At 53.1% G+C, this 21,644-nt stretch carries 22 protein-coding genes and 1 other annotated feature; of the genes, 8 read left to right on the top strand and 14 right to left on the bottom strand.

Annotation, left to right across the window (positions count from 1 at the left end; genetic code table 11):
- Window positions 1–5: 5 nt before the first annotated feature.
- Window positions 6–2,384 carry a phosphoenolpyruvate synthase gene (ppsA, locus tag BZK40_RS00460; RefSeq protein ID WP_003832604.1) on the bottom strand — a complete coding sequence of 793 codons (2,379 nt, stop codon included), beginning with the start codon at window positions 2,382–2,384 and terminating at the stop codon, window positions 6–8.
- 328 nt (window positions 2,385–2,712) lie between these two features.
- Between ppsA and ppsR the strand changes: the two genes are divergently transcribed.
- From ppsR to BZK40_RS00420, 8 genes are all read left to right on the top strand, one after another.
- Window positions 2,713–3,546 (top strand): posphoenolpyruvate synthetase regulatory kinase/phosphorylase PpsR, encoded by an 834-nt coding sequence (ppsR, locus tag BZK40_RS00455; protein ID WP_003832602.1) that lies wholly within the window; start codon window positions 2,713–2,715, stop codon window positions 3,544–3,546.
- A 126-nt stretch (window positions 3,547–3,672) separates the two neighbouring features.
- Window positions 3,673–4,719: a 3-deoxy-7-phosphoheptulonate synthase AroH gene (aroH, locus tag BZK40_RS00450; RefSeq protein WP_003030555.1), complete on the top strand. Its 1,047-nt coding sequence runs from the start codon at window positions 3,673–3,675 to the stop codon at window positions 4,717–4,719.
- Window positions 4,720–4,889: 170 nt separating this feature from the next.
- A complete protein-coding gene (hemP, locus tag BZK40_RS00445; RefSeq protein ID WP_032943171.1) occupies window positions 4,890–5,078 on the top strand; it encodes a hemin uptake protein HemP in 189 nt (62 codons plus the stop codon).
- Window positions 5,079–5,152: 74 nt separating this feature from the next.
- A complete protein-coding gene (locus BZK40_RS00440) occupies window positions 5,153–7,135 on the top strand; it encodes a TonB-dependent hemoglobin/transferrin/lactoferrin family receptor (protein WP_079933934.1) in 1,983 nt (660 codons plus the stop codon).
- Window positions 7,136–7,182: 47 nt separating this feature from the next.
- Window positions 7,183–8,214, top strand: coding sequence for a hematinate-forming heme oxygenase ChuS (gene chuS, locus BZK40_RS00435; RefSeq protein ID WP_071446891.1), 1,032 nt, complete (start codon window positions 7,183–7,185; stop codon window positions 8,212–8,214).
- Window positions 8,211–9,032, top strand: coding sequence for a heme/hemin ABC transporter substrate-binding protein (locus BZK40_RS00430; RefSeq protein WP_048235502.1), 822 nt, complete (start codon window positions 8,211–8,213; stop codon window positions 9,030–9,032). Before chuS ends, BZK40_RS00430 begins: the two co-directional genes overlap by 4 nt.
- Window positions 9,032–10,024, top strand: a complete 993-nt coding sequence (locus BZK40_RS00425) for a FecCD family ABC transporter permease (RefSeq protein WP_079933933.1) — start codon at window positions 9,032–9,034, stop codon at window positions 10,022–10,024. Before BZK40_RS00430 ends, BZK40_RS00425 begins: the two co-directional genes overlap by 1 nt.
- Window positions 10,017–10,796: a heme ABC transporter ATP-binding protein gene (locus tag BZK40_RS00420; RefSeq protein WP_008784582.1), complete on the top strand. Its 780-nt coding sequence runs from the start codon at window positions 10,017–10,019 to the stop codon at window positions 10,794–10,796. Before BZK40_RS00425 ends, BZK40_RS00420 begins: the two co-directional genes overlap by 8 nt.
- Here BZK40_RS00420 and selO read toward each other — a convergent pair.
- The 13 genes from selO to infC form a co-directional block, all read right to left on the bottom strand.
- Window positions 10,793–12,235, bottom strand: coding sequence for a protein adenylyltransferase SelO (gene selO / locus BZK40_RS00415; RefSeq protein WP_079933932.1), 1,443 nt, complete (start codon window positions 12,233–12,235; stop codon window positions 10,793–10,795). The two genes, BZK40_RS00420 and selO, sit on opposite strands and share 4 nt — an antisense overlap.
- A 61-nt stretch (window positions 12,236–12,296) precedes the next feature.
- On the bottom strand, window positions 12,297–13,010 hold the full coding sequence (locus BZK40_RS00410; protein ID WP_048235505.1) for an EAL domain-containing protein: 714 nt from the start codon (window positions 13,008–13,010) through the stop codon (window positions 12,297–12,299).
- 318 nt (window positions 13,011–13,328) lie between these two features.
- Window positions 13,329–13,793: an NlpC/P60 family protein gene (locus tag BZK40_RS00405; RefSeq protein ID WP_003832591.1), complete on the bottom strand. Its 465-nt coding sequence runs from the start codon at window positions 13,791–13,793 to the stop codon at window positions 13,329–13,331.
- A gap of 77 nt (window positions 13,794–13,870) precedes the next feature.
- On the bottom strand, window positions 13,871–14,620 hold the full coding sequence (gene btuD, locus BZK40_RS00400) for a vitamin B12 ABC transporter ATP-binding protein BtuD (protein WP_003030567.1): 750 nt from the start codon (window positions 14,618–14,620) through the stop codon (window positions 13,871–13,873).
- A complete protein-coding gene (locus BZK40_RS00395) occupies window positions 14,620–15,171 on the bottom strand; it encodes a glutathione peroxidase (protein WP_003832585.1) in 552 nt (183 codons plus the stop codon). Before BZK40_RS00395 ends, btuD begins: the two co-directional genes overlap by 1 nt.
- A 60-nt stretch (window positions 15,172–15,231) precedes the next feature.
- The gene (gene btuC / locus BZK40_RS00390) at window positions 15,232–16,212 is read right to left on the bottom strand and encodes a vitamin B12 ABC transporter permease BtuC (RefSeq protein ID WP_079933931.1); all 981 of its coding nucleotides are present in this window, start codon (window positions 16,210–16,212) and stop codon (window positions 15,232–15,234) included.
- 121 nt (window positions 16,213–16,333) lie between these two features.
- A complete protein-coding gene (gene ihfA / locus BZK40_RS00385; RefSeq protein WP_003030571.1) occupies window positions 16,334–16,633 on the bottom strand; it encodes an integration host factor subunit alpha in 300 nt (99 codons plus the stop codon).
- A gap of 4 nt (window positions 16,634–16,637) precedes the next feature.
- Window positions 16,638–19,025, bottom strand: coding sequence for a phenylalanine--tRNA ligase subunit beta (gene pheT, locus BZK40_RS00380; RefSeq protein ID WP_079933930.1), 2,388 nt, complete (start codon window positions 19,023–19,025; stop codon window positions 16,638–16,640).
- Window positions 19,026–19,040: 15 nt separating this feature from the next.
- A complete protein-coding gene (gene pheS / locus BZK40_RS00375; protein WP_003832580.1) occupies window positions 19,041–20,024 on the bottom strand; it encodes a phenylalanine--tRNA ligase subunit alpha in 984 nt (327 codons plus the stop codon).
- 124 nt (window positions 20,025–20,148) lie between these two features.
- Window positions 20,149–20,273, bottom strand: a sequence feature (Phe leader region).
- Window positions 20,224–20,268 carry a pheST operon leader peptide PheM gene (gene pheM / locus BZK40_RS24590; protein ID WP_001386830.1) on the bottom strand — a complete coding sequence of 15 codons (45 nt, stop codon included), beginning with the start codon at window positions 20,266–20,268 and terminating at the stop codon, window positions 20,224–20,226. It overlaps the preceding feature by 45 nt.
- Before the next feature lie 120 nt (window positions 20,274–20,393).
- Window positions 20,394–20,750 (bottom strand): 50S ribosomal protein L20, encoded by a 357-nt coding sequence (rplT, locus tag BZK40_RS00365; protein WP_003030578.1) that lies wholly within the window; start codon window positions 20,748–20,750, stop codon window positions 20,394–20,396.
- A 55-nt stretch (window positions 20,751–20,805) separates the two neighbouring features.
- A complete protein-coding gene (rpmI, locus tag BZK40_RS00360; protein ID WP_003030583.1) occupies window positions 20,806–21,003 on the bottom strand; it encodes a 50S ribosomal protein L35 in 198 nt (65 codons plus the stop codon).
- Between the two features lie 96 nt (window positions 21,004–21,099).
- Window positions 21,100–21,642, bottom strand: coding sequence for a translation initiation factor IF-3 (gene infC / locus BZK40_RS00355; protein ID WP_048997935.1), 543 nt, complete (start codon window positions 21,640–21,642; stop codon window positions 21,100–21,102).
- Between the last annotated feature and the right edge of the window lie 2 nt (window positions 21,643–21,644).

Below are 21,644 nucleotides of genomic sequence, written 5' to 3'. Positions count from 1 at the left end.
TGATATTACTTGTTCAGTTCAGCCAGACTCAGCCAGGTTTGTACGACGGTGTCCGGGTTCAGCGACAGGCTGTCGATCCCCTCTTCCATCAGCCAGGCCGCGAAGTCTTCGTGGTCAGAAGGTCCCTGACCGCAAATACCCACGTATTTGCCCTGTTTCTTGGCTGCGCGAATCGCCATCGACAGCAGCGCTTTCACCGCGTCGTTACGCTCATCAAACAGTTCAGAAACCACACCAGAGTCACGATCCAGACCCAGCGCCAACTGCGTCATGTCGTTTGAGCCGATGGAGAAACCGTCGAAGTATTCGAGGAACTGCTCGGCCAGCAAGGCGTTAGACGGGATCTCACACATCATGATGATCTTCAGTCCGTTCTCGCCGCGTTTCAGCCCCTGGCGTGCCAGTTCTTCCACCACCGCTTTCGCCTGGGCAACGGTACGTACAAACGGTACCATCACTTCAACGTTAGTCAGGCCCATGTCGTTACGGACACGTTTTACTGCGTCGCATTCCAGCGCGAAGCAGTCGCGGAAGCTGTCGGCAACATAACGGCCCGCCCCACGGAAGCCCAGCATCGGGTTCTCTTCATGCGGTTCATAACGCTCACCGCCGACCAGGTTGGCATATTCGTTGGACTTAAAGTCAGACATACGCACGATGACGCGTTTTGGATAAAACGCCGCACCCAGCGTCGCGATCCCTTCCGTCAGACGACCGACATAGAATTCACGCGGAGAATCGAAACCTTTCATCATGGCGCGGATTTCATTTTGCAGCTCAGGCGTCTGGTCATCAAACTCCAGCAGCGCACGCGGGTGTACGCCAATCATGCGGTTGATGATAAATTCCAGACGCGCCAGGCCGACGCCTTCGTTTGGCAGACAGGCGAAGTCGAAAGCCCGGTCCGGGTTACCGACGTTCATCATCACCTTCAACGGCAGATCCGGCATGGTCTCCACGCTGGAACTCTTCACGCTAAAGTCGAGCATGTCAGCGTAAACATAACCGGTGTCACCTTCGGCACAGGAGACAGTTACCTTCTCACCATCTTTCATGCGCTCGGTCGCATCGCCACAGCCAACCACGGCAGGGATCCCCAGTTCACGGGCAATGATTGCCGCGTGACAGGTACGACCGCCACGGTTAGTGACAATTGCTGCCGCTTTCTTCATGATCGGTTCCCAATCCGGGTCGGTCATGTCGGTAACCAGTACGTCGCCTGGTTCGATGCGGTTCATTTCGCTGATGTCATGAATGACTTTGACCGGACCCGCGCCAATGCGGTGGCCGATGGCGCGACCTTCAGCAATAATTTTACCCTGAGCATGCAGAGTATACCGCTCCATCACCTGACCGCGAGAACGCACGGTTTCCGGACGCGCCTGAACAATGAACAGCTTGCCGGTATGACCGTCTTTCGCCCATTCGATGTCCATTGGACGACCGTAGTGCTTCTCGATTTGTACCGCCTGCTTAGCCAGTTCCTGCACTTCTTCGTTAGTCAGGGAGAAAATGTCGCGTTGTTCCTGCGGGACATCTTCAATGGTCACCTGCTTACCGTGTTCCTGGGTCGGCGCGTAAATCATGCGGATTTTTTTCGATCCCATTGTGCGACGGACGATCGCCGGACGGTTAGCCGCCAGGGTCGGTTTGTGCACGTAGAATTCATCCGGGTTAACGGCGCCCTGCACGACCATTTCGCCCAGGCCCCAGGCGGACGTGATAAAGACAACCTGGTCGAAACCGGATTCGGTATCGATGGAGAACATTACGCCTGAGGACGCGAGGTCAGAACGTACCATCCGCTGAACGCCAGCAGAGAGCGCGACGCCACGGTGGTCATAGCCCTGGTGAACACGATAAGAGATCGCGCGGTCGTTAAACAGCGAGGCAAATACGTGTTTGATGGCAACCAGTACGGCATCAAATCCCTGGACGTTGAGGAAGGTTTCCTGCTGACCGGCAAATGACGCATCTGGCATATCTTCTGCGGTAGCGGAAGAACGCACGGCAAAAGAGGCATTGGCATCGTCCGCTGACAGCTGCGCGTAGGCATCGCGGACGGCATTTTCCAGTTCGGGCTGGAAAGGAGTGTCGATAATCCACTGGCGGATCTGTGCCCCGGCTTTCGCAAGCTCAGTGACATCGTCGATATCCGTTTTATCCAGCAGCTCATAAATGCGCTGGTTTACACCGCTCTGGTCCAGAAACTGGTTAAACGCATCGGCGGTCGTTGCAAAACCATTCGGTACGGAAACACCCATACCTGAAAGGTTAGTAATCATTTCACCCAGGGAGGCATTTTTGCCTCCAACTCTGTCTACATCATTCATGCCGAGTTGGTTATACCAAAGCACCAGCGGTGACGAGCCATTGTTGGACATCGAACAATCCTTATATATGAACGAGGTTAGGAAACTCAATTTTGCGTAATTATCTTGGCATATTTACTCCGGCGAAAAAAACGGTGAATCGTTCAAGCAACTTTATTTTTTATTTTTTCAGATTGTTTCCGCATTTGCGCAAACCCGCGAGCCACACGGGATCACCACAAAAACGATCGGTATAAACATTTGTTCCGAAAAATGAAATCCACTTTTCATTAAATATAAAAATACCGTTTCATTTTATAAAATAGATGCCGCAATATTCGCTTCTGGCGAATTTTAATTTATGCTTTCAGAGAATTATATCTGCCCCAGGATGAGCAAAATGGATAATGCTGTTGATCGTCACGTATTTTATATTTCTGATGGTACGGCCATCACCGCCGAGGTATTGGGTCACGCGGTGATGTCGCAATTTCCTGTCACGATCAGCAGCATTACGCTGCCGTTTGTGGAAAATGAGAGTCGTGCGCGCGCGGTTAAAGACCAGATTGACGCTATCTACCAACAAACTGGCGTGCGCCCTTTAGTGTTTTACTCCATCGTCCTGCCGGAAATTCGCTCGATCATTCTGCAAAGCGAAGGGTTTTGTCAGGATATCGTGCAGGCGTTGGTTGCCCCACTGCAACACGAGATGAAACTCGACCCTACGCCTATCGCCCATCGCACTCACGGTCTGAATCCCGGTAACCTCAACAAGTACGACGCGCGCATTGCTGCCATTGACTACACCCTCGCCCACGACGACGGTATTTCGTTGCGCAACCTCGATCAGGCGCAGGTGATCCTGCTCGGCGTTTCCCGTTGCGGCAAAACCCCGACCAGTTTGTATCTGGCCATGCAGTTTGGTATCCGCGCGGCCAACTACCCCTTTATTGCCGATGATATGGATAATCTGGTGCTGCCCACCTCCCTGAAGCCGTTGCAGCATAAGCTGTTCGGTCTGACTATCGACCCTGAGCGCCTGGCGGCCATCCGCGAAGAACGCCGTGAGAACAGCCGTTACGCCTCGCTGCGTCAGTGCCGTATGGAAGTTGCTGAGGTGGAAGCGCTTTATCGGAAAAACCAGATCCCCTGGCTGAACAGTACCAATTATTCGGTAGAAGAGATTGCTACCAAGATCCTCGATATCATGGGACTGAATCGCCGCATGTACTAGAATGCTAGTGCATTGGTTCGATTTTTTGTTATTATGCTCGCCACCAGGCAGGATGAGTGTGATATTGTGATGTACATCACTTCCCGGTAGTCCTGCCGTTGAAGCAACAAATTTCTGAGACAAGTAATGAACAGAACCGATGAACTCCGTACTGCGCGTATTGACAACCTGGTCACTCCAGCAGAGCTTGCGCAACGGCATCCTGTTTCGTCCTCCGTCGCCCGTCATGTTACGGACTCCCGACGTCGGATAGAAAAAATTTTAAATGGTGAAGACCCCCGTTTACTGGTGATCGTAGGTCCCTGCTCGATTCACGATCTTGATGCCGCGATGGAATACGCGACACGGTTACAGGCGCTGCGCACTAAGCACCAGGCGCGTCTGGAAATCGTGATGCGTACCTATTTTGAAAAACCACGCACCGTCGTAGGCTGGAAAGGCCTGATTTCCGACCCGGATTTGAATGGCAGTTATCGTGTGAACCACGGTATTGAACTGGCGCGAAAACTGCTGTTGCAGGTCAACGAACTGGGCGTCCCCACGGCGACTGAATTCCTCGACATGGTGACCGGCCAGTTTATTGCTGATTTAATCAGTTGGGGAGCTATTGGCGCGCGCACCACCGAAAGTCAGATCCATCGTGAAATGGCCTCCGCGCTCTCCTGCCCGGTTGGCTTTAAGAACGGAACGGATGGCAACACGCGCATCGCCGTCGATGCGATTCGCGCCTCCCGCGCCAGTCACATGTTCCTCTCGCCGGATAAAACCGGTCAGATGACCATTTACCAGACCAGCGGTAACCCTTACGGGCATATCATCATGCGTGGCGGTAAAAAGCCGAATTATTATGCTGAAGATATTGCTGCCGCCTGCGATACCCTGCACGAATTTTCCCTGCCTGAGCATCTGGTGGTCGATTTTAGCCACGGCAATTGCCAGAAGCAGCATCGCCGTCAGTTGGACGTTTGTGATGATGTATGCCAGCAAATTCGCAATGGTTCGACGGCGATTGCCGGGATTATGGCGGAGAGTTTCTTGCGTGAAGGTACGCAAAAAATCGTTAGCGGCCAGCCGCTGGTTTACGGTCAGTCCATTACCGACCCGTGCCTGAACTGGGAAGATACTGAACTGTTGGTTGAAAAACTCGCCTCTGCGGTTGATAGCCGTTTTTAATGCTGTTCGCCGGGCAATATCACCTTGCCCGGCGCTAATCCCTTGTTTTCCCCTTGCTTATTGCGCAAAAAACGTTCTCGTCACAATTATTTCACAAAAACGCTTGCCGCAAATTTGTAGTTTGATGATAATGATTATCATTGTTACATTGATTGTTATTTTTAAACACTATGTCACGTATGGATAACACAACGGCAACGCCTGCAAAAGACAAAACACCGCCTTCCGTCGCGCCCAACGAGCGACGAATTGACAGTAAAACCCTGCTTGGTAACGAAGGACGCGTGATCATAGAACATGATGGTCAGCACTACCTGCTGCGCCAGACACAAGCCGGAAAACTCATTCTGACTAAATAAACAACACATTTCGCCAGCCACCCAGGTCATACCCAGGCAGCCAGCGCTTTTCGATTTCCTAATGGAGAGTTGCTATGCCTTACCTGCACACCGCTTCCCTGCGCCCATCGCTGTTGGCGCTGGCGATTATCAGTAACCTGCCCGCCGTCGCCTATGCGGCGGTCGAGGATATGACCGTTACCGCCACCGGCAATGCCCGTAGCGCCTTTGAAGCGCCAATGATGGTTAGCGTCATTGACGCCACCGCCCCAGAAAACCAAACCGCCAGCTCCGCTGCCGACCTGTTACGTAAGGTTCCAGGCCTGACCCTTGACGGTACGGGCCGTACCAACGGCCAGGACGTGAATCTGCGCGGCTATGATCGACGCGGAGTTCTGGTACTGGTTGACGGCGTTCGTCAGGGAACCGACACCGGACACCTGAACAGTACCTTCCTCGACCCGGCGCTTATCAAACGCATCGAAGTCGTGCGTGGCCCTTCCGCACTACTGTACGGTAGCGGCGCGCTAGGCGGCGTGATCGCCTATGACACTGCAGATGCCAAAGATCTACTGGACGTCGGGCAAAACAGCGGTTATCGCGTGTTCGGTACCGCGGCAACCGGCGATCACAGTCTCGGCATGGGTGCCAGCACGTATGGCCGTACCGATACGCTGGACGGACTGCTTGCCTGGTCCAGCCGCGATCGCGGTGATTTACGCCAGAGTGACGGTACTACTGCGCCGAATGACGAAGCAATTAACAATATGCTGGCGAAAGGTAGCTGGAAAATTGACAGCGCCCAGACGCTGGCCGGTTCGCTGCGTTACTACAATAATGACGCCCGGGAACCTAAAAACCCGCAGACCAGCGCGGCGGATGCCAGCAATCCGATGACCAACCGTTCAACGATCCAGCGTGATGCGCAACTGACCTACTCGCTCGCTCCGGCGGACAATGACTGGCTGAACGCTGACGCCCGTATCTACTGGTCCGAAGCGCGCATTAATGCTCAGAATGCAGATAACACTGGCGAATTTCGCAAGCAAACCACCAAAGGCGGGAAGATCGACAACCGCAGCCGTCTGTTTACCGACTCTTTTGCATCTCACCTGTTGACCTACGGCGGTGAATACTATCGTCAGGAACAACAACCGGGAGGAGCAACAACTGGTTTCCCGGAGGCTAAGATCGATTTCAGCTCCGGCTGGCTCCAGGATGAAATCACCCTGCGCGACCTGCCGGTTACGCTGCTGGGCGGTACCCGTTATGACTCTTATCGCGGCAGCAGCGACGGTTATGAAGATGTCGATGCCGATAAATGGTCGTCCCGCGCCGGATTAACGGTTGCGCCAACTGACTGGCTGATGCTGTTCGGTTCATACGCTCAGGCTTTTCGTGCCCCTACTATGGGGGAGATGTATAACGATGCGAAACACTTCTCGATTGGTCGTTTTTACACCAACTACTGGGTGCCGAACCCTAACCTGCGCCCGGAAACCAACGAAACACAGGAATACGGATTTGGCCTGCGCTTTGACGATCTTCTGATGGCGAGCGACGCGCTCGAATTTAAAGCCAGCTATTTCGACACCAAAGCGAAAGATTACATCTCCACCAGCGTCGATTTCGCCGCTGCGACAACCATGTCCTATAACGTACCCAACGCCAAAATCTGGGGCTGGGATGTGATGGCGAAATATTCCGCCGATCTGTTCAGCCTCGACATGGCCTATAACCGCACACGCGGAAAAGATACTGACACCGGCGAATACATTTCAAGCATTAACCCGGACACCGTCACCAGCAAACTGAATGTGCCAGTTGCGCACAGCGGTTTCTCTGTCGGCTGGATAGGGACATTTGCTGACCGTTCAACGCATATCAGCAGCACCTACGCTAAACAGCCCGGCTATGCGGTAAACGATTTCTACGTCAGCTATCAGGGCCAACAAGCGCTGAAAGGCATGACCACCACGCTGGTACTGGGCAACGCCTTCGACAAAGAGTACTGGTCGCCGCAAGGCATTCCGCAGGATGGTCGTAATGGCAAAATTTTCGTGAGTTATCAGTGGTAATCACTTTTCCCCGGTTCGCCGGGGCCGCAATCTGGAAGGAAGAGACAATGAATCATTACACACGCTGGCTGGAACTGAAGAAAGAAAATCCTGGCAAATACGCACGTGATATTGCGGGGTTGATGAATATTAGCGAAGCCGAACTGACCTTTGCACGCGTCGGTCACGATGCCTGGCGCTTACGTGGCGAAGTGCGTGAAATTCTCAGCGCACTGGAAGCAGTTGGCGAAACCAAATGTATTTGCCGCAATGAATACGCAGTACATGAGCAGGTGGGTGCTTTTACCAATCAGCACCTCAACGGTCATGCCGGACTGGTTCTCAATCCGCGCGCCCTCGATCTGCGTCTGTTCCTGAATCAGTGGGCCAGTACCTTTCATATCAGCGAAACAACCGCCCATGGTGAGCGTCAGAGCATTCAGTTCTTCGACCATCAGGGAGATGCGCTGCTGAAGGTCTATACCACGCAAAATACCCTCGTTGAGGAATGGGCAGCGTTGCTGACCCGTTTCATCTTTGCAGAAAACCCGCCGCTGGCACTGCAACCCGCCAACAATTCCGCGCCTGCCGCCGTCACGGTCGATGCGCAGACCGTTGATCAAGAGTGGCGAGCGATGACCGATGTCCACCAGTTCTTCGGTCTGCTGAAACGCCATGAACTCACCCGCCAACAGGCGTTTAATCTGGTGGGCGACGATCTGGCCTGTAAGGTTTCTAATAGTGCACTGGCGCAGTTACTCGACACCGCGCGTCAGGATGGCAACGAAATTATGGTTTTTGTGGGTAATCGCGGCTGTGTACAGATTTTTACCGGCGTGATTGAAAAACTGGTACCGATGAAAGGCTGGCTAAACATCTTCAACCCAACCTTTACCCTACATCTGCTGGAAGAGAGCGTGACTGAAACGTGGGTGACGCGCAAACCGACCGCCGATGGTCACGTCACCAGTCTGGAACTGTTTGCTGCCGACGGTACGCAAATCGCACAACTGTATGGTCAACGTACGGAAGGCGAGCCGGAACAGACGCAATGGCGCACACAGATTGACGCGCTAACGCCGAAAGGACTGGCCGCATGAAAAAACTGCTGGCCCTGATCGTGCTGCTGCCCTTCGCCGCACTGGCTGCGCCCGAGGAACGAGTTGTTGCCCTCGGTGGCGATGTCACCGAGATCGTATACGCACTGGGAGCACAACCCTCCCTTGTGGCGAGAGACAGCACCAGCCAATGGCCTGCTGCGGCAACCGCGTTACCTGATGTTGGTTATTTGCGCCAGCTCAACGCCGAAGGGATCCTTGCCACACGCCCTACGCTGGTCCTTGCCAGCGCGCAGGCGCAGCCTTCTCTGGTGTTAAAACAGCTCGAGCAGAGCAACGTCAGGGTTGTCACGATCCCAGCAAGCAACGATCTTAACGCGATTGATGAAAAAGTTCGGGTTATCGCCGAGGCTACTCATCGGGAGGCCGACGGCGAAACGCTGCGCGCAACGTTACGTCAGGAACTGGCGACGCTCCCGTCATCTGAACTTAATAAACGTGTGCTGTTTATTCTCAATCATGGCGGGATGACCGCGATGGCGGCGGGCCAGCAAACCGGAGCCGATGCGGCGATTCGTGCCGCAGGTCTACGCAACGCGATGCAGGGCGTTAATCGCTATCAGCCGCTGTCACAAGAAGGCGTCATTGCCAGCCAGCCCGATCTGGTAGTGATTTCACAAGAAGGTGTTAAGGCGATGGGTGGCGAGGCAAATCTGTGGGCGCTACCGGGACTTGCGCAAACACCTGCCGGAAGGAATAAACAGGTATTGCAGGTTGACGATATGGCGCTGTTGGGCTTCAGCGTTCGCACGCCACAGGCTATTTTGCAGCTTCGTGCTAAAGCGGAGCAATTGCCCTGATGTCCCGGCGGATCACCTGTTCATTGTGGATGTTGGCATTGATGCTGGTTGTAATGACGGTTCTGGCTACCGGTTTTGGCGCGTTGCGCCTGCCGGTAAGTCTGCTCTGGCGTGATGGCGATGAGGCACTGCGTCAAATCTGGCTCACGATTCGTCTGCCCCGCGTCCTGCTGGCGCTGGTGATTGGCGGCTCTCTGGCGCTCGCGGGCTGCGTGATGCAGGGGCTGTTTCGCAATCCACTTGCAGACCCTGGATTACTGGGAATAAGCAGCGGCGCCGCCTGCGCTGTGGCCCTGTGGGTGGTGCTGCCTGTCTCCTTGCCCGCGCTGCTGATGTTGTATGCTCCAATGCTGGCCGCTTTTTTCGGCGCGCTGGCGGCAACCGTAGTGATTTTTATCCTTAGCCAACAGCGCGGCGGTTCACTCTCACGCCTGCTGCTGGTCGGCATTGCCATTAACGCGCTCTGTGGGGCGGCGGTTGGCGTTTTGTCGTGGGTCAGTAATGATGCGCAACTGCGCCAGCTGTCGCTATGGGGAATGGGAAGTCTGGGGGCCGCGCAGTGGTCCACACTGTTGGCTGTCACTTCACTGACAATCCCGACAGTGCTGATCATCTGGCGACTTGCTCCGGCGCTGAATCTTCTGCAACTGGGTGAGGAAGAGGCGCATTATCTCGGCGTTGATGTGCGTACAATCCAGCGTATTTTGCTGCTTTGTAGCGCACTACTGGTTGCCTCAGCCGTGGCGGTAAGCGGCGTGATTGGCTTTATCGGGTTGGTCATCCCACATTTAATACGTATGTGGCTCGGCTCAGACCATCGGGCCGTTATTCCGGGTTCCGTGCTGGCGGGCGCGTTTTTATTGCTGATTGCAGACACACTGGCCCGTACGGCGGTTGCGCCTGCGGAGATGCCGGTCGGTCTGTTGACCAGTCTTCTCGGCGCACCGTGGTTTTTATGGCTTATTTTTCGTCAGCGAGGACCGCATGGCTGAACATTTCATCGCTGAAGGGCTTCACTATCACGTAGCTGGCAGAGCGGTGATCGACGACGTATCACTCGCCCTTACAAAAGGTGAACTGGTGGCGCTCATCGGCCCAAACGGTGCGGGGAAATCCACTCTGCTACGCTTGCTGACCGGTTTTCTGAAACCGGCTACCGGGCGCTGCGTGCTGGCGGGCAAACCGCTGGAGGAGTGGCCTACCCAAATGCTGTCGCGACACCGGGCGGTAATGCGTCAGCAAACGCAACTTGGATTTGACTGGCCGGTAGAGGCCGTCATCGCGATGGGTCGCGCGCCCTGGACCCAACGACCGGAACCTGGGCTTATTGCACAGGTAATGGAGATGACCGGATGTACGCCTCTGGCAGGCCGGCAATACGCCGCGCTTTCCGGCGGCGAGCAACAGCGAGTGCAGTTAGCCCGTGCGCTGGCGCAACTCTGGTACGACGGTGCGCCTCGCGGTTGGTTATTCCTTGATGAACCGACCTCCGCGCTGGATCTTTACCACCAGCAGCATCTGTTGCGCATGCTAAAAACGCTAACCGCTTCGGGTGAGCTGCATGTGTGCATTGTGCTTCACGATCTGAACCTCGCCGCACTGTGGGCAGACAGAATAGTGCTGCTGCACAACGGCAGGCTGGTGTCGCAGGGAACACCGGAAACTGTGTTACAGGCCGATGATCTGAAGCGCTGGTACGGTGCTCAGGTACACGTTGGCCAGCATCCGGCCAACGCCTCCCCGCAGGTATTTCTGGCCCCTTAGCTTGAACAACTCACTTCCAGCCGTTTGCCCCAGTCAGGTGGACGGCTGGCATAGTCATCATCACGATCGATAAACGGGGTACGCAACGCCTGGTGCAACCGATGCAGCTCGGCGTAATCCCCCTGCTCTGCCTGGCTAATCGCCCGTTGCGCCAGCCAGTTACGTAATACCATCGCCGGATTTACCGCCTTCATCTGTGTTTGTCTGACTGCATCGGCAATATTGTCTTGCTGAAGGCGCGAGCGATACCGCGTGAACCAGTCGTCAAATGCTGCGCGGTCGATAAACTCATCGCGCAACGGAGATTGCGCACTGTGCTGCTCCGTTTCGCTGAGCATGCGAAACGTTCGCGTATAGTCGCTTCTTTCTCGCGCCATCAGGCTAAACAGTTCGCTAAGCAGTTCGTTATCGTCTTTCTGCTCGCTAAAGAAGCCGAGCTTTTGCCGCATCCGCTGACCATAGCGAGTTAACAGCGCCAGTTGGTAACCGTCCAGCGCATCATTTAGCGCCTCGACCTGGATAAACGGCGACAGGGTTTGCGCCAGACGTTGCAGGTTCCACAACGCGGCAGCCGGTTGGTTATCGAAACTGTATCGCCCCTGGTTGTCAGAGTGGTTGCAGATATAATCAGGCACGTAATCATCAAGAAAACCGAATGGACCGTAATCCATCGTCAGACCCAGAATCGACATGTTGTCCGTGTTCATAACACCATGTGCAAATCCTACCGCCTGCCAGTCAGCGATTAACGTCGCAGTACGCGTGACAACATCGTTAAACCACAGCTGATACTTATCGGCTTCTTCCTGCCATTGCGGCCAGTAATGGCGAATCGCAAAGTCAGCCAACTCGCGCACTTTTTCCGGCTCTCGGCGATAGTAAAAATGCTCAAAATGGCCAAACCGCATATGGCTTTGCGCCACGCGAATGAGCATCGCCCCTGCTTCGACCGTTTCGCGATAAACCGGCGTGTCACTGGTGACAATCGACAATGCCCGCGTGGTCGGTATTCCCAGGTAGTACATCGCTTCACTGGCCAGGCTTTCACGAATGGTCGAGCGCAGCACGGCACGCCCATCACCCATGCGGGAATACGGTGTGAGTCCGGCGCCTTTCAGGTGCCAGTCAAACGTTGAACCATCCGCGAGCTGTTGTTCTCCCAGCAGGATCCCTCGTCCGTCGCCAAGCTGACCAGCCCAGACGCCGAACTGATGCCCACTATAAACCTGGGCTAAAGGCGACATCCCGGGAAGCAACGATTCGCCGCCCCAAACGCCTGCACCAGTCGGAATATCAAATAGCGCCGCAGGAATTGCTAATTGCTCCGCCAGCGCATCGTTATGCCAGATAAGGCGCGCGTTTTTCAGAGGGGTGGGTGAAAGCGCGGTATAGGTTGCTGGTAGTTCATCACGCCAGCGAGTGGTAAAAGACAGGGTCATAGGGCCTCCTGCCTCTAGTGTAGACTGTTAATAGGCTGTTAAACACCAGCAAATAAAAGGGTTATATCTTAGCGAGCGAAATTATCTGCGCAGGAGGCACCGCAGGCCACAACCCTCCCTGCATGGCACTAAATCCCACAGGCAAGACGCGCTCCAGCATCTCTTGTGTATCAATTCCGCTAATGATTATTGACTCACAGCTGGGCGATAGTTGCGCCAGAATAGCCCGCATAAACGGTTCAAACGAAATATGTGCAATCCTTTGTTGAACAAAGTTTTTATCCAGCACGACGCGTTTGAACAGGCCGTCAAAAATTGCCCGGGTTGATATACCGCCAGAACCATAGTTTGTCAGGACTAATGGAAATCGCGCAGCAAGTGCGGCCAATATTGGATTATCTTTACCTTTGTTTAACTCCGGATAGCTTTCATTAATAGTCAGCTCCAGAAATGAAAATCGTTCAACTTGTGAAGCAAATTCAGTATCTGATAATAAAGTATTAGCAACTGCTGGCGTTAAATTAATCCAGGCGGATACTTTTCGCTGAATAAAAAAATGTTGGCACGTTTCGATTAATTCTAGTTTTTCTACAAATAAACGACATTGTTCGTCGTCTGACATCCGAGGTAGGACCAGCTCGGTGGGTATACGCACATCCCCATGCGCACTGGCGAAACTGGTGATGATATCGACGAATTCAAGATCGCCTTTTTCGCTTCTCGCAGGAAGAAAAGAGAACTCAGAATGGTAAAGATTATCCAGTGAAACAATCATCGTGCCAGCCCCGCTGCATGGGTGTTATCCGGCATCCTGTAGCAAAGGATGGAGAAATACGTTACTGCTGATGCAAGTAGAGGCCCTTTCATTTTTCCCTTTTTAGCCGGTAAATCGAATCCTTTTTTTTAGCTTATCCTGATTATAAGCGAATATCCAGCTTTGCACTTTTTAATATCTCGGAATAAATCATATTTTTAGCAAGATACGCTCTTAATGTTCAGGGGTATTGTCTAACCAAAAGCAGAAATAAAAGTTAACTTTCAAATGGTGATGTTGAGGCTGCGCACTCGATGGCAGCCTCGGAGTTGCGGGGGATTAAATACGTCGCGCCTGCCAAAAGTTTTTACGCCAGTAAACGTTATCCAGAGACGAGCGCATCACGCCACGGCTGGTTGAAGCATGAATAAATTGATTATTGGTATCGTAAATACCAACATGCAGACCGCTTTCCCCAGACCCGGTTTTAAAGAAAACCAGATCGCCGGGCAGCAAATCGTCTTTATCAATTTCGGTACCAATCTTTGATTGCGTACGCGTATCGCGCGGAAGTTGCAGGTCGAATTTATCGCGCATCGTCATCAAAACAAATCCAGAACAATCCACCCCACTACGACTCATACCGCCATAACGATAGGGTGTGCCATGCCAGGTTTGTAGCTGATCATTAAGACCGGCGATAACGGCAATAGAATCCGACAAGCGGGCATTTGGCGCAGGCGCACGATGGCTGCTGCAGCCCGCCAAAAACAATGCTGTGATGAAAAGGAGCCAAAAGCGCATTCAGTACGAATCCTCTGAATTTTATTTTTATGCCAATTTAGCGTGGAAATTATATGATTTTCAAGAACCCATTTCACTTAAGTGGTTGATATGAGCATTCTGTGCCCTTCAATATCCAAACGTCGGAAGTTGACGCCATAGGCCGCAGACAGATTGGCCGGCGTCAGTACCGCATCTCGTGAACCACTGGCAAGCAGTTTCCCGCGTTTGAGTAGCCAGGCTTTATGCGCATGGCGTAAGGTGTGATTAAGGTCGTGGCTACTCATCACAATCGCTATGCCCTGCAAACACAGCTGACTCAACAAGCGGTCCAGTGCGTTTTGTTGCGCGACGTCCAGACTGTTCATCGGCTCATCCAGCAGTAAAAGCTGACCTAATGGATTCGCTTGTGGGCAAATCTGCAGGATAACCGCAGCCAGGCGCACACGCTGCCACTCACCGCCGGAGAGTTGGTTCACGCCGCGCCCCAGTTTATCTCCCAGGCCGAGCGCATCGGCGACCTCCTGTAACAGATCGGTGCGTGCTTTGTCGGGTTGATGCAGCGTCAGAAAATGCCAGACCGGCATGGCAAACGGCGGATTTTGCTGTTGCGCAAGATAGGCGCGATATTGCGCCAGCCTGGCGGCAGGCCATTCCTCCAACGGCATATCACCAAAAGTGATACTACCCTCTCCGTTTGTCAGACCCGCCATACGCGCCAACAGCGTACTTTTTCCGGCACCGTTTGGTCCCACTAAATGCAGGATCTCTCCTGCTTTGATCTCACCAGAAAGCGGGCCGAGACGGGTCGATTCCGCGACGTCCTGTAGCTGCATCAATCGAGACATTAGTTTGCCAGCGCCTGCTTGATGGTTTGCACCAGGATGGGATCCTCAGGCGTCATATCCGGTGAGAATCGTTGCAGCACTTTTCCATCGCGACCCACTAAAAACTTCTCGAAATTCCACAGGATATCGTCCGGGTAGAGCGGCGCACGACCTTTGCTCGCCATTCGCTCGTAGAACCCACTATCCGCAGGCGCAACGGCCGTTGGCGCGGCATCAATCAGCTTCTGATACAGCGGATGGCGTCCCTCGCCGTTGACGTCAATTTTGCTGAACATCGGGAAAGTTACGCCCCATGTGGTACTGCAGTACGTTTTTATTTCCTCTTCGCTGCCCGGCTCCTGGCCCAGAAACTGATTGCAAGGGAAACCAAGAACGCTGAAGCCCTGTTGGTGCCAGGCTTTCTGCAGATTTTCCAGTTGCTCGTACTGCGGCGTCAGTCCACATTTTGAAGCAACGTTGACGATTAACAGCACATTCCCGGAATACGGCTGCAGTGAGGTAACCTCGCCGTCAATGGTCGTCACTTCTGTATCGAGGATAGTGTTTTGCATAGCATCTCCAGAACAACAGGTGGATTTTCAGTTTTTAATCATAGACCGAACCAACGCGTTCTAGCGCGCGGCTTTTAACAATAGCCAGATAAATACCGGTGCGCCCATGGTGGCCGTTACCACGCCGATAGGTAATTCAGCCGAGGCCAGCACCAAACGCGCGACAACATCAGCAAACAATAATGCGATTGCGCCAGCCAACGCACAACCTGGCAGTAAAACACGGTGATCGGTGAGGCCGCACAGTCGCAAAATATGCGGGATCACAAGCCCAATAAAACCAATCGCCCCTGCCAGAGCCACGCTCACGCCAACCATCCAGCCTGTGGCAACCACCAGCAGGTTGCGCCAGAACCATAATGGCAGTCCTAGCTGACGCGCAGAAGTCTCTCCTAACGCCAGCATATTCATCGGCTGCGACTGACAGCAGATCCACACCAGCACCGGAATCAACGCCACCATGAGCCAAGCCTGATGCCAGTCTACGCCACCGAAGCCCCCCATCATCCAGTACATCAGCTGACGTAAATCAAACGAGGTAGAGAAGTAGATAGCCCATGTCATCAGCGCGCTACAGATTATCCCCAGCGCCACCCCCGCCAGCAGCAGGCGGCTGGTAGACAGATGTCGACGAGCGAAACGTAGCAGAATAAGCGTGATAATCAGCGCTCCGGCAATGGCGCAAAGGCCCAACGCCCAGCCGGGGAGTTGCCCCTGCCCCAGCAGAACCGCCGCGATAAGCCCGACTCCCGCGCCGTTAGATACGCCCAGTAATCCAGGCTCTGCGAGCGGGTTTTCAAACAGAGCTTGCATCACTGCGCCAGATAAGGCCAATGCAGCGCCTACCAGCAAAACGGCAAGGGTACGGGGAAGTCGAATTTGCCAGACGAACAGATCGCCGCGGGCGCTGAACCAGTCGCCGGGAGCGATCCATTGTTCTCCTGAGCACAAGCTTAGAATCGTTGCCAGTAGCATAAGTACTGACAGTGACAGTATCCAGCGTACGTTTCGACGCTGCTGTTGATGGGCGAAAGTCAGCATGTTTTCCATTCTGCTGAAAAGAGATGGAGGTGATTCTACGGTGCTGATTCGGTAGTGAAAAGGAAAAAGGCCGCATAGCGGCCTTTTTAGTTATACGCGTCATACTCTGCGTATCGTTAAATCACTCTTCTTTGGGCGTTGCGTTTTCAACCCGGCTTTTTAACTTCTGTCCGGGTCTGAAGGTCACCACGCGCCGTGCTGTAATGGGAATATCTTCGCCCGTTTTCGGGTTACGGCCCGGACGTTGATTCTTATCACGCAGATCGAAGTTACCAAAACCAGAGAGTTTTACCTGCTCACCATTTTCCAGAGCACGACGGATCTCTTCGAAAAACAGCTCGACCAGTTCTTTGGCATCCCGCTTGCTAAGCCCAAGCTTATCAAACAGATATTCTGACATTTCAGCTTTTGTAAGCGCCATAGGTTCAATCCCTCAATGATGCCTGGAATCGCTCTTTTAATGCCTCTACACATTTGGCGACGGTAGCGGCAATCTCCTCTTCTTCAAGTGTACGGCTGGTATCCTGAAGGATCAGGCTGATAGCGAGGCTCTTATAGCCCTCCGCAACACCCTTACCGCGGTACACGTCAAATAAGTTTACGCCAACTACCTGATTTACGCCAACTTTCTTACACTCGGATAAAATATCCGCAGCGGGAACGTTTTCTGCCACAACGACTGCGATATCGCGACGGTTCGCTGGGAAGCGAGAAACTTCACGCGCCTGAGGCACCACGCGGTCTGCGAGCTTATTCCACTCCAGTTCAAACACCAGAGTGCGACCGTTCAGATCCAGTTTACGTTCCAGTTCAGGATGAACAACCCCAATGAAACCAATACGTTCACCTTTCAGATAAATCGCCGCAGACTGACCCGGATGCAGTGCTGGATTCGCTTCAGCTTTGAACTGAATGTCCCCCAGTTTTCCGGTCAGGTCGAGAACTGCTTCCAGATCGCCTTTCAGATCATAGAAATCAACGGTCTCTTTTGCCAGATTCCAGTGTTCATCATGACGGTTACCGCAGATCACGCCAGCCAGCATCAGATCCTGACGGATCCCGAGGTTGGCCTGCGTATCTGGCACGAAACGTAAACCCGTTTCAAAAATACGTACGCGGTTCTGCTGACGGTTCTGGTTATACACTACCGTAGACAGCAAGCCGGTCCACAGGGACAAACGCATTGCCGACATATCAATAGAGATTGGGCTTGGCAGCAGCAGCGCTTCTTCACCCGGATGCAGCAGCGACTGGACTTTCGGGTCGACGAAGCTATAGGTAATGACTTCCTGGTAGCCTTTGTCATTCAGCATGGTTTTTACACGTTTCAGCGACAAATCCGCTTCACGATGCGTACCCATGATAAGACCCGCCTGAATCGGCGTGTTCGGGATATTGTCATACCCGTATACGCGGGCGACTTCTTCGACCAGGTCTTCTTCGATTTCCATATCGAAACGCCAGCTCGGCGCGACCGCTTTCCACTCATCCTGCCCTTCCGTCACGTCACAACCCAGACGACGCAGAATGTCGCTCACCTGCTCATCGGCAATATGGTGTCCGATCAGACGATCCAGTTTGCTACGACGAAGCGTAATGGTTGCGCGTTTTGGCAGCGTGGCTTCGTTCGTCACATCAATGACTGGGCCCGCTTCACCGCCGCAGATATCAATCAGCAGGCGCGTTGCACGTTCCATGGCCTTATGTTGCAGCGCAGGATCGACACCACGTTCATAGCGGTGAGATGCATCGGTGTGCAGACCGTGACGGCGCGCGCGACCGGTAATAGACAGCGGGCTGAAGAATGCACATTCCAGCAGGACGTTTTGTGTTTCATCGTTCACACCGGAATGTTCGCCACCAAAGATGCCGCCCATCGCCAGCGCTTTGTTGTGGTCCGCAATCACCAGCGTATCTGCATTCAGCTTCGCTTCGCTGCCGTCCAGCAATACCAGGGTCTCACCCTCTTTTGCCATACGGACAACAATTCCGCCTTCAATGCGGTCTTTGTCGAATGCGTGCATCGGCTGACCCAGTTCGAGCAGCACATAGTTAGTCACGTCAACCACGGCATCGATAGAACGAATACCGCAACGGCGCAGTTTTTCTTTCATCCACAGAGGGGTCGGCGCTTTAACATTGATGCCTTTCACCACGCGGCCCAGATAGCGTGGGCAGGCTTCCACGGCTTCGACCTGAATCGGCAGGACGTCGCTAATGGTCGCGGCTACTGGCGCGATTTCCGGTTCAACCAGCGGGGCTTTGTTCAGTACAGCAACATCACGCGCTACACCGATGATGCCTAAGCAGTCGGCGCGGTTCGGCGTGACGCTGATTTCGATGGTGTTGTCGTCAAGCTTCAGGTATTCACGGATATCGGTGCCAATTGGCGCATCGGCAGGCAGTTCGATAATCCCGTTATGATCGTCGGAAATACCCAGCTCGGAGAACGAGCACAGCATGCCTTCAGATGGTTCACCGCGCAGTTTCGCGGCTTTAATTTTGAAATCGCCCGGCAGAACGGCACCAACGGTTGCCACAGCCACTTTCAACCCCTGACGGCAGTTTGGCGCGCCGCAGACGATATCCAGCAGGCGGTCGCCGCCTACATTCACTTTGGTGACGCGCAGTTTGTCAGCGTTAGGGTGTTGGCCGCATTCAACCACTTCACCTACCACAACGCCATTGAACGCGCCGGAAACAGGTTCCACACCGTCAACTTCAAGACCCGCCATCGTGATTTGGTTTGACAGCGCATCGCTATCAATCGCCGGATTTACCCATTCGCGTAACCACAGTTCACTGAATTTCATTGTTTTATCCTGCCTTTATTTAAACTGTTTGAGGAAACGCAGATCGTTTTCGAAGAAAGAACGCAGATCGGTAACGCCGTAACGCAACATAGTAAGACGCTCCATACCCATACCGAATGCAAAGCCGGAATAGATTTCCGGATCGATGCCAACATTACGCAACACGTTCGGGTGAACCATCCCGCAGCCCAGCACTTCCAGCCATTTGCCGTTTTTGCCCATCACGTCAACTTCCGCAGATGGTTCAGTGAACGGGAAGTAGGAAGGACGGAAACGAACCTGCAGGTCTTCTTCAAAGAAGTTGCGCAGGAAATCGTGCAGTGTGCCTTTCAGGTTGGTGAAATTGATGTTGGTATCAACAATCAGCCCTTCCATCTGGTGGAACATTGGGGTGTGAGTCTGATCGTAATCGTTACGATATACGCGGCCCGGGGCGATAATACGGATCGGCGGCTGTTTTTCTTTCATGGTACGGATCTGCACGCCGGAAGTCTGTGTGCGCAGCAGACGCGTCGCGTCAAACCAGAAAGTGTCGTGGTCAGCGCGCGCCGGGTGATGGCCAGGAATGTTGAGCGCATCGAAGTTATGATAGTCATCTTCGATTTCCGGACCAGTCGCCACGGTAAAGCCCAGCTCACCGAAGAAACTTTCAATCCTGTCGATTGTACGCGTTACAGGATGCAGACCGCCGTTTTCGATACGACGCCCAGGAAGGGAGATATCGATCGTTTCTTCAGCCAGACGAGCATTCAGCGCAGCACTTTCTAATTCGGCCTTACGCGCGTTCAGCGCTTGCTGTACCTGCTCTTTGGCTTCGTTAATCACCGCACCTGCTGCCGGGCGCTCTTCTGGCGGCAGTTCGCGCAGGGTTGTCATCTGAAGGGTCAAGTGCCCTTTCTTGCCCAAATATTCGACGCGGACATTGTCTAACGCGGCAACATCTGAAGCCTGGTTAATGGCGGCCGTTGCACTGGCAACCAGCTCTGCGAGATGTGACATGGTTTTCCTCGTTATGTTGCGATATTCACTAGTCGCTCGTATATACGCAAAATCATTCAAGTTGTATCAACGCGGCCAAAGAGCGAATGCAGCCAATACAGAGACAACTTGAAGGATGACGCGTATAAAAAAAGCCTCCACCAGGGAGGCTTTTAGGCGCTGTTTTCCGTTTCTTCTTTCACGCGCAAGCCTCCTGAGTTCAGGTGCTAAAGTAAAAGAAGAAGCGGAAAATAGCAGCATTCATGCTTGCGTTACCTTGTGTGGTAAAAACCGGACAACCTTTATTGAAAAGGCTTACGGATAAATTGTCAACTAATTGATTGCACTACAAATAAAAGAGAGGGAGCCAGGCTCCCTCTTTTCACCGGCTTATGCCAGAGCTGCTTTCGCTTTTTCGACCAGAGCGGTGAACGCTACTTTGTCGAATACTGCGATGTCAGCCAGGATCTTACGGTCGATTTCAACAGAGGCTTTTTTCAGGCCGTTGATGAATTTGCTGTAAGAAATACCGTTCTGACGTGCTGCTGCGTTGATACGCGCAATCCACAGTTGACGGAACTGACGCTTTTTCTGACGACGGTCACGATAAGCGTACTGACCAGCTTTGATAACAGCCTGGAAGGCAACGCGGTATACGCGAGAACGCGCACCGTAGTAGCCTTTAGCTTGTTTCAAAATTTTCTTGTGACGTGCACGGGCAACTACACCACGTTTTACGCGAGCCATATGTGCTCTCCTGTATCTATATTCTTAGTAAAAAAATGAATTAAACGTTAACGGCTTATGCGTACGGCAGGCACGCGATAACCAGACCCAGATCGCCTTTAGACACGAGGCCTTTTGGACGCAGGTGACGTTTACGCTTAGTAGATTTTTTGGTCAGAATATGACGCAGGTTTGCGTGCTTACGCTTAAATCCACCACCACCGGTTTTTTTGAAACGCTTAGCAGCACCGCGTACGGTCTTAATTTTTGGCATTTTAATAACTTCCACTTCGCATTGTTAATAAACGAAACGTAGGCGAACAACGGCTGTGGAACCCGTGGGCTCCACAGACATTGCTACTTGAAGGCCTTACTGTTTCTTCTTAGGAGCGAGCACCATGATCATCTGGCGGCCTTCGATCTTCGTAGGGAAGGATTCGACTACTGCCAGTTCACTCAGATCGTCACGGACGCGGTTGAGCACTTCCATACCAATCTGTTGGTGGGCCATCTCACGACCGCGAAAACGCAGCGTGATCTTAGCCTTATCGCCATCTTCCAGAAAGCGTACCAGGCTGCGGAGTTTTACCTGGTAATCGCCATCGTCGGTGCCAGGACGGAATTTAATTTCCTTAACCTGGATAACTTTTTGCTTTTTCTTCTGTTCCTTAGAAGACTTACTCTTTTCATAAAGGAACTTGCCGTAGTCCATAATACGACAAACTGGCGGTTCGGCGTTAGGGCTGATTTCAACTAAATCTACTCCAGCTTCTTCAGCTTTTTCGATCGCTTCTCTCAGACTCACAATACCCAAAGCTTCGCCTTCCAGACCTGTTAAGCGAACTTCCAGGGCGCGAATCTCGCCATTGATACGATTCGGACGTGCCGTTTGAACTCGTTTTCCGCCTTTAATAC

This window comes from Citrobacter portucalensis (assembly GCF_002042885.1).
Lineage (GTDB): Bacteria > Pseudomonadota > Gammaproteobacteria > Enterobacterales > Enterobacteriaceae > Citrobacter > Citrobacter portucalensis.
Note: the sequence above shows the minus strand (reverse complement) of the source record. Positions and strands in the feature narration are given on the sequence as shown.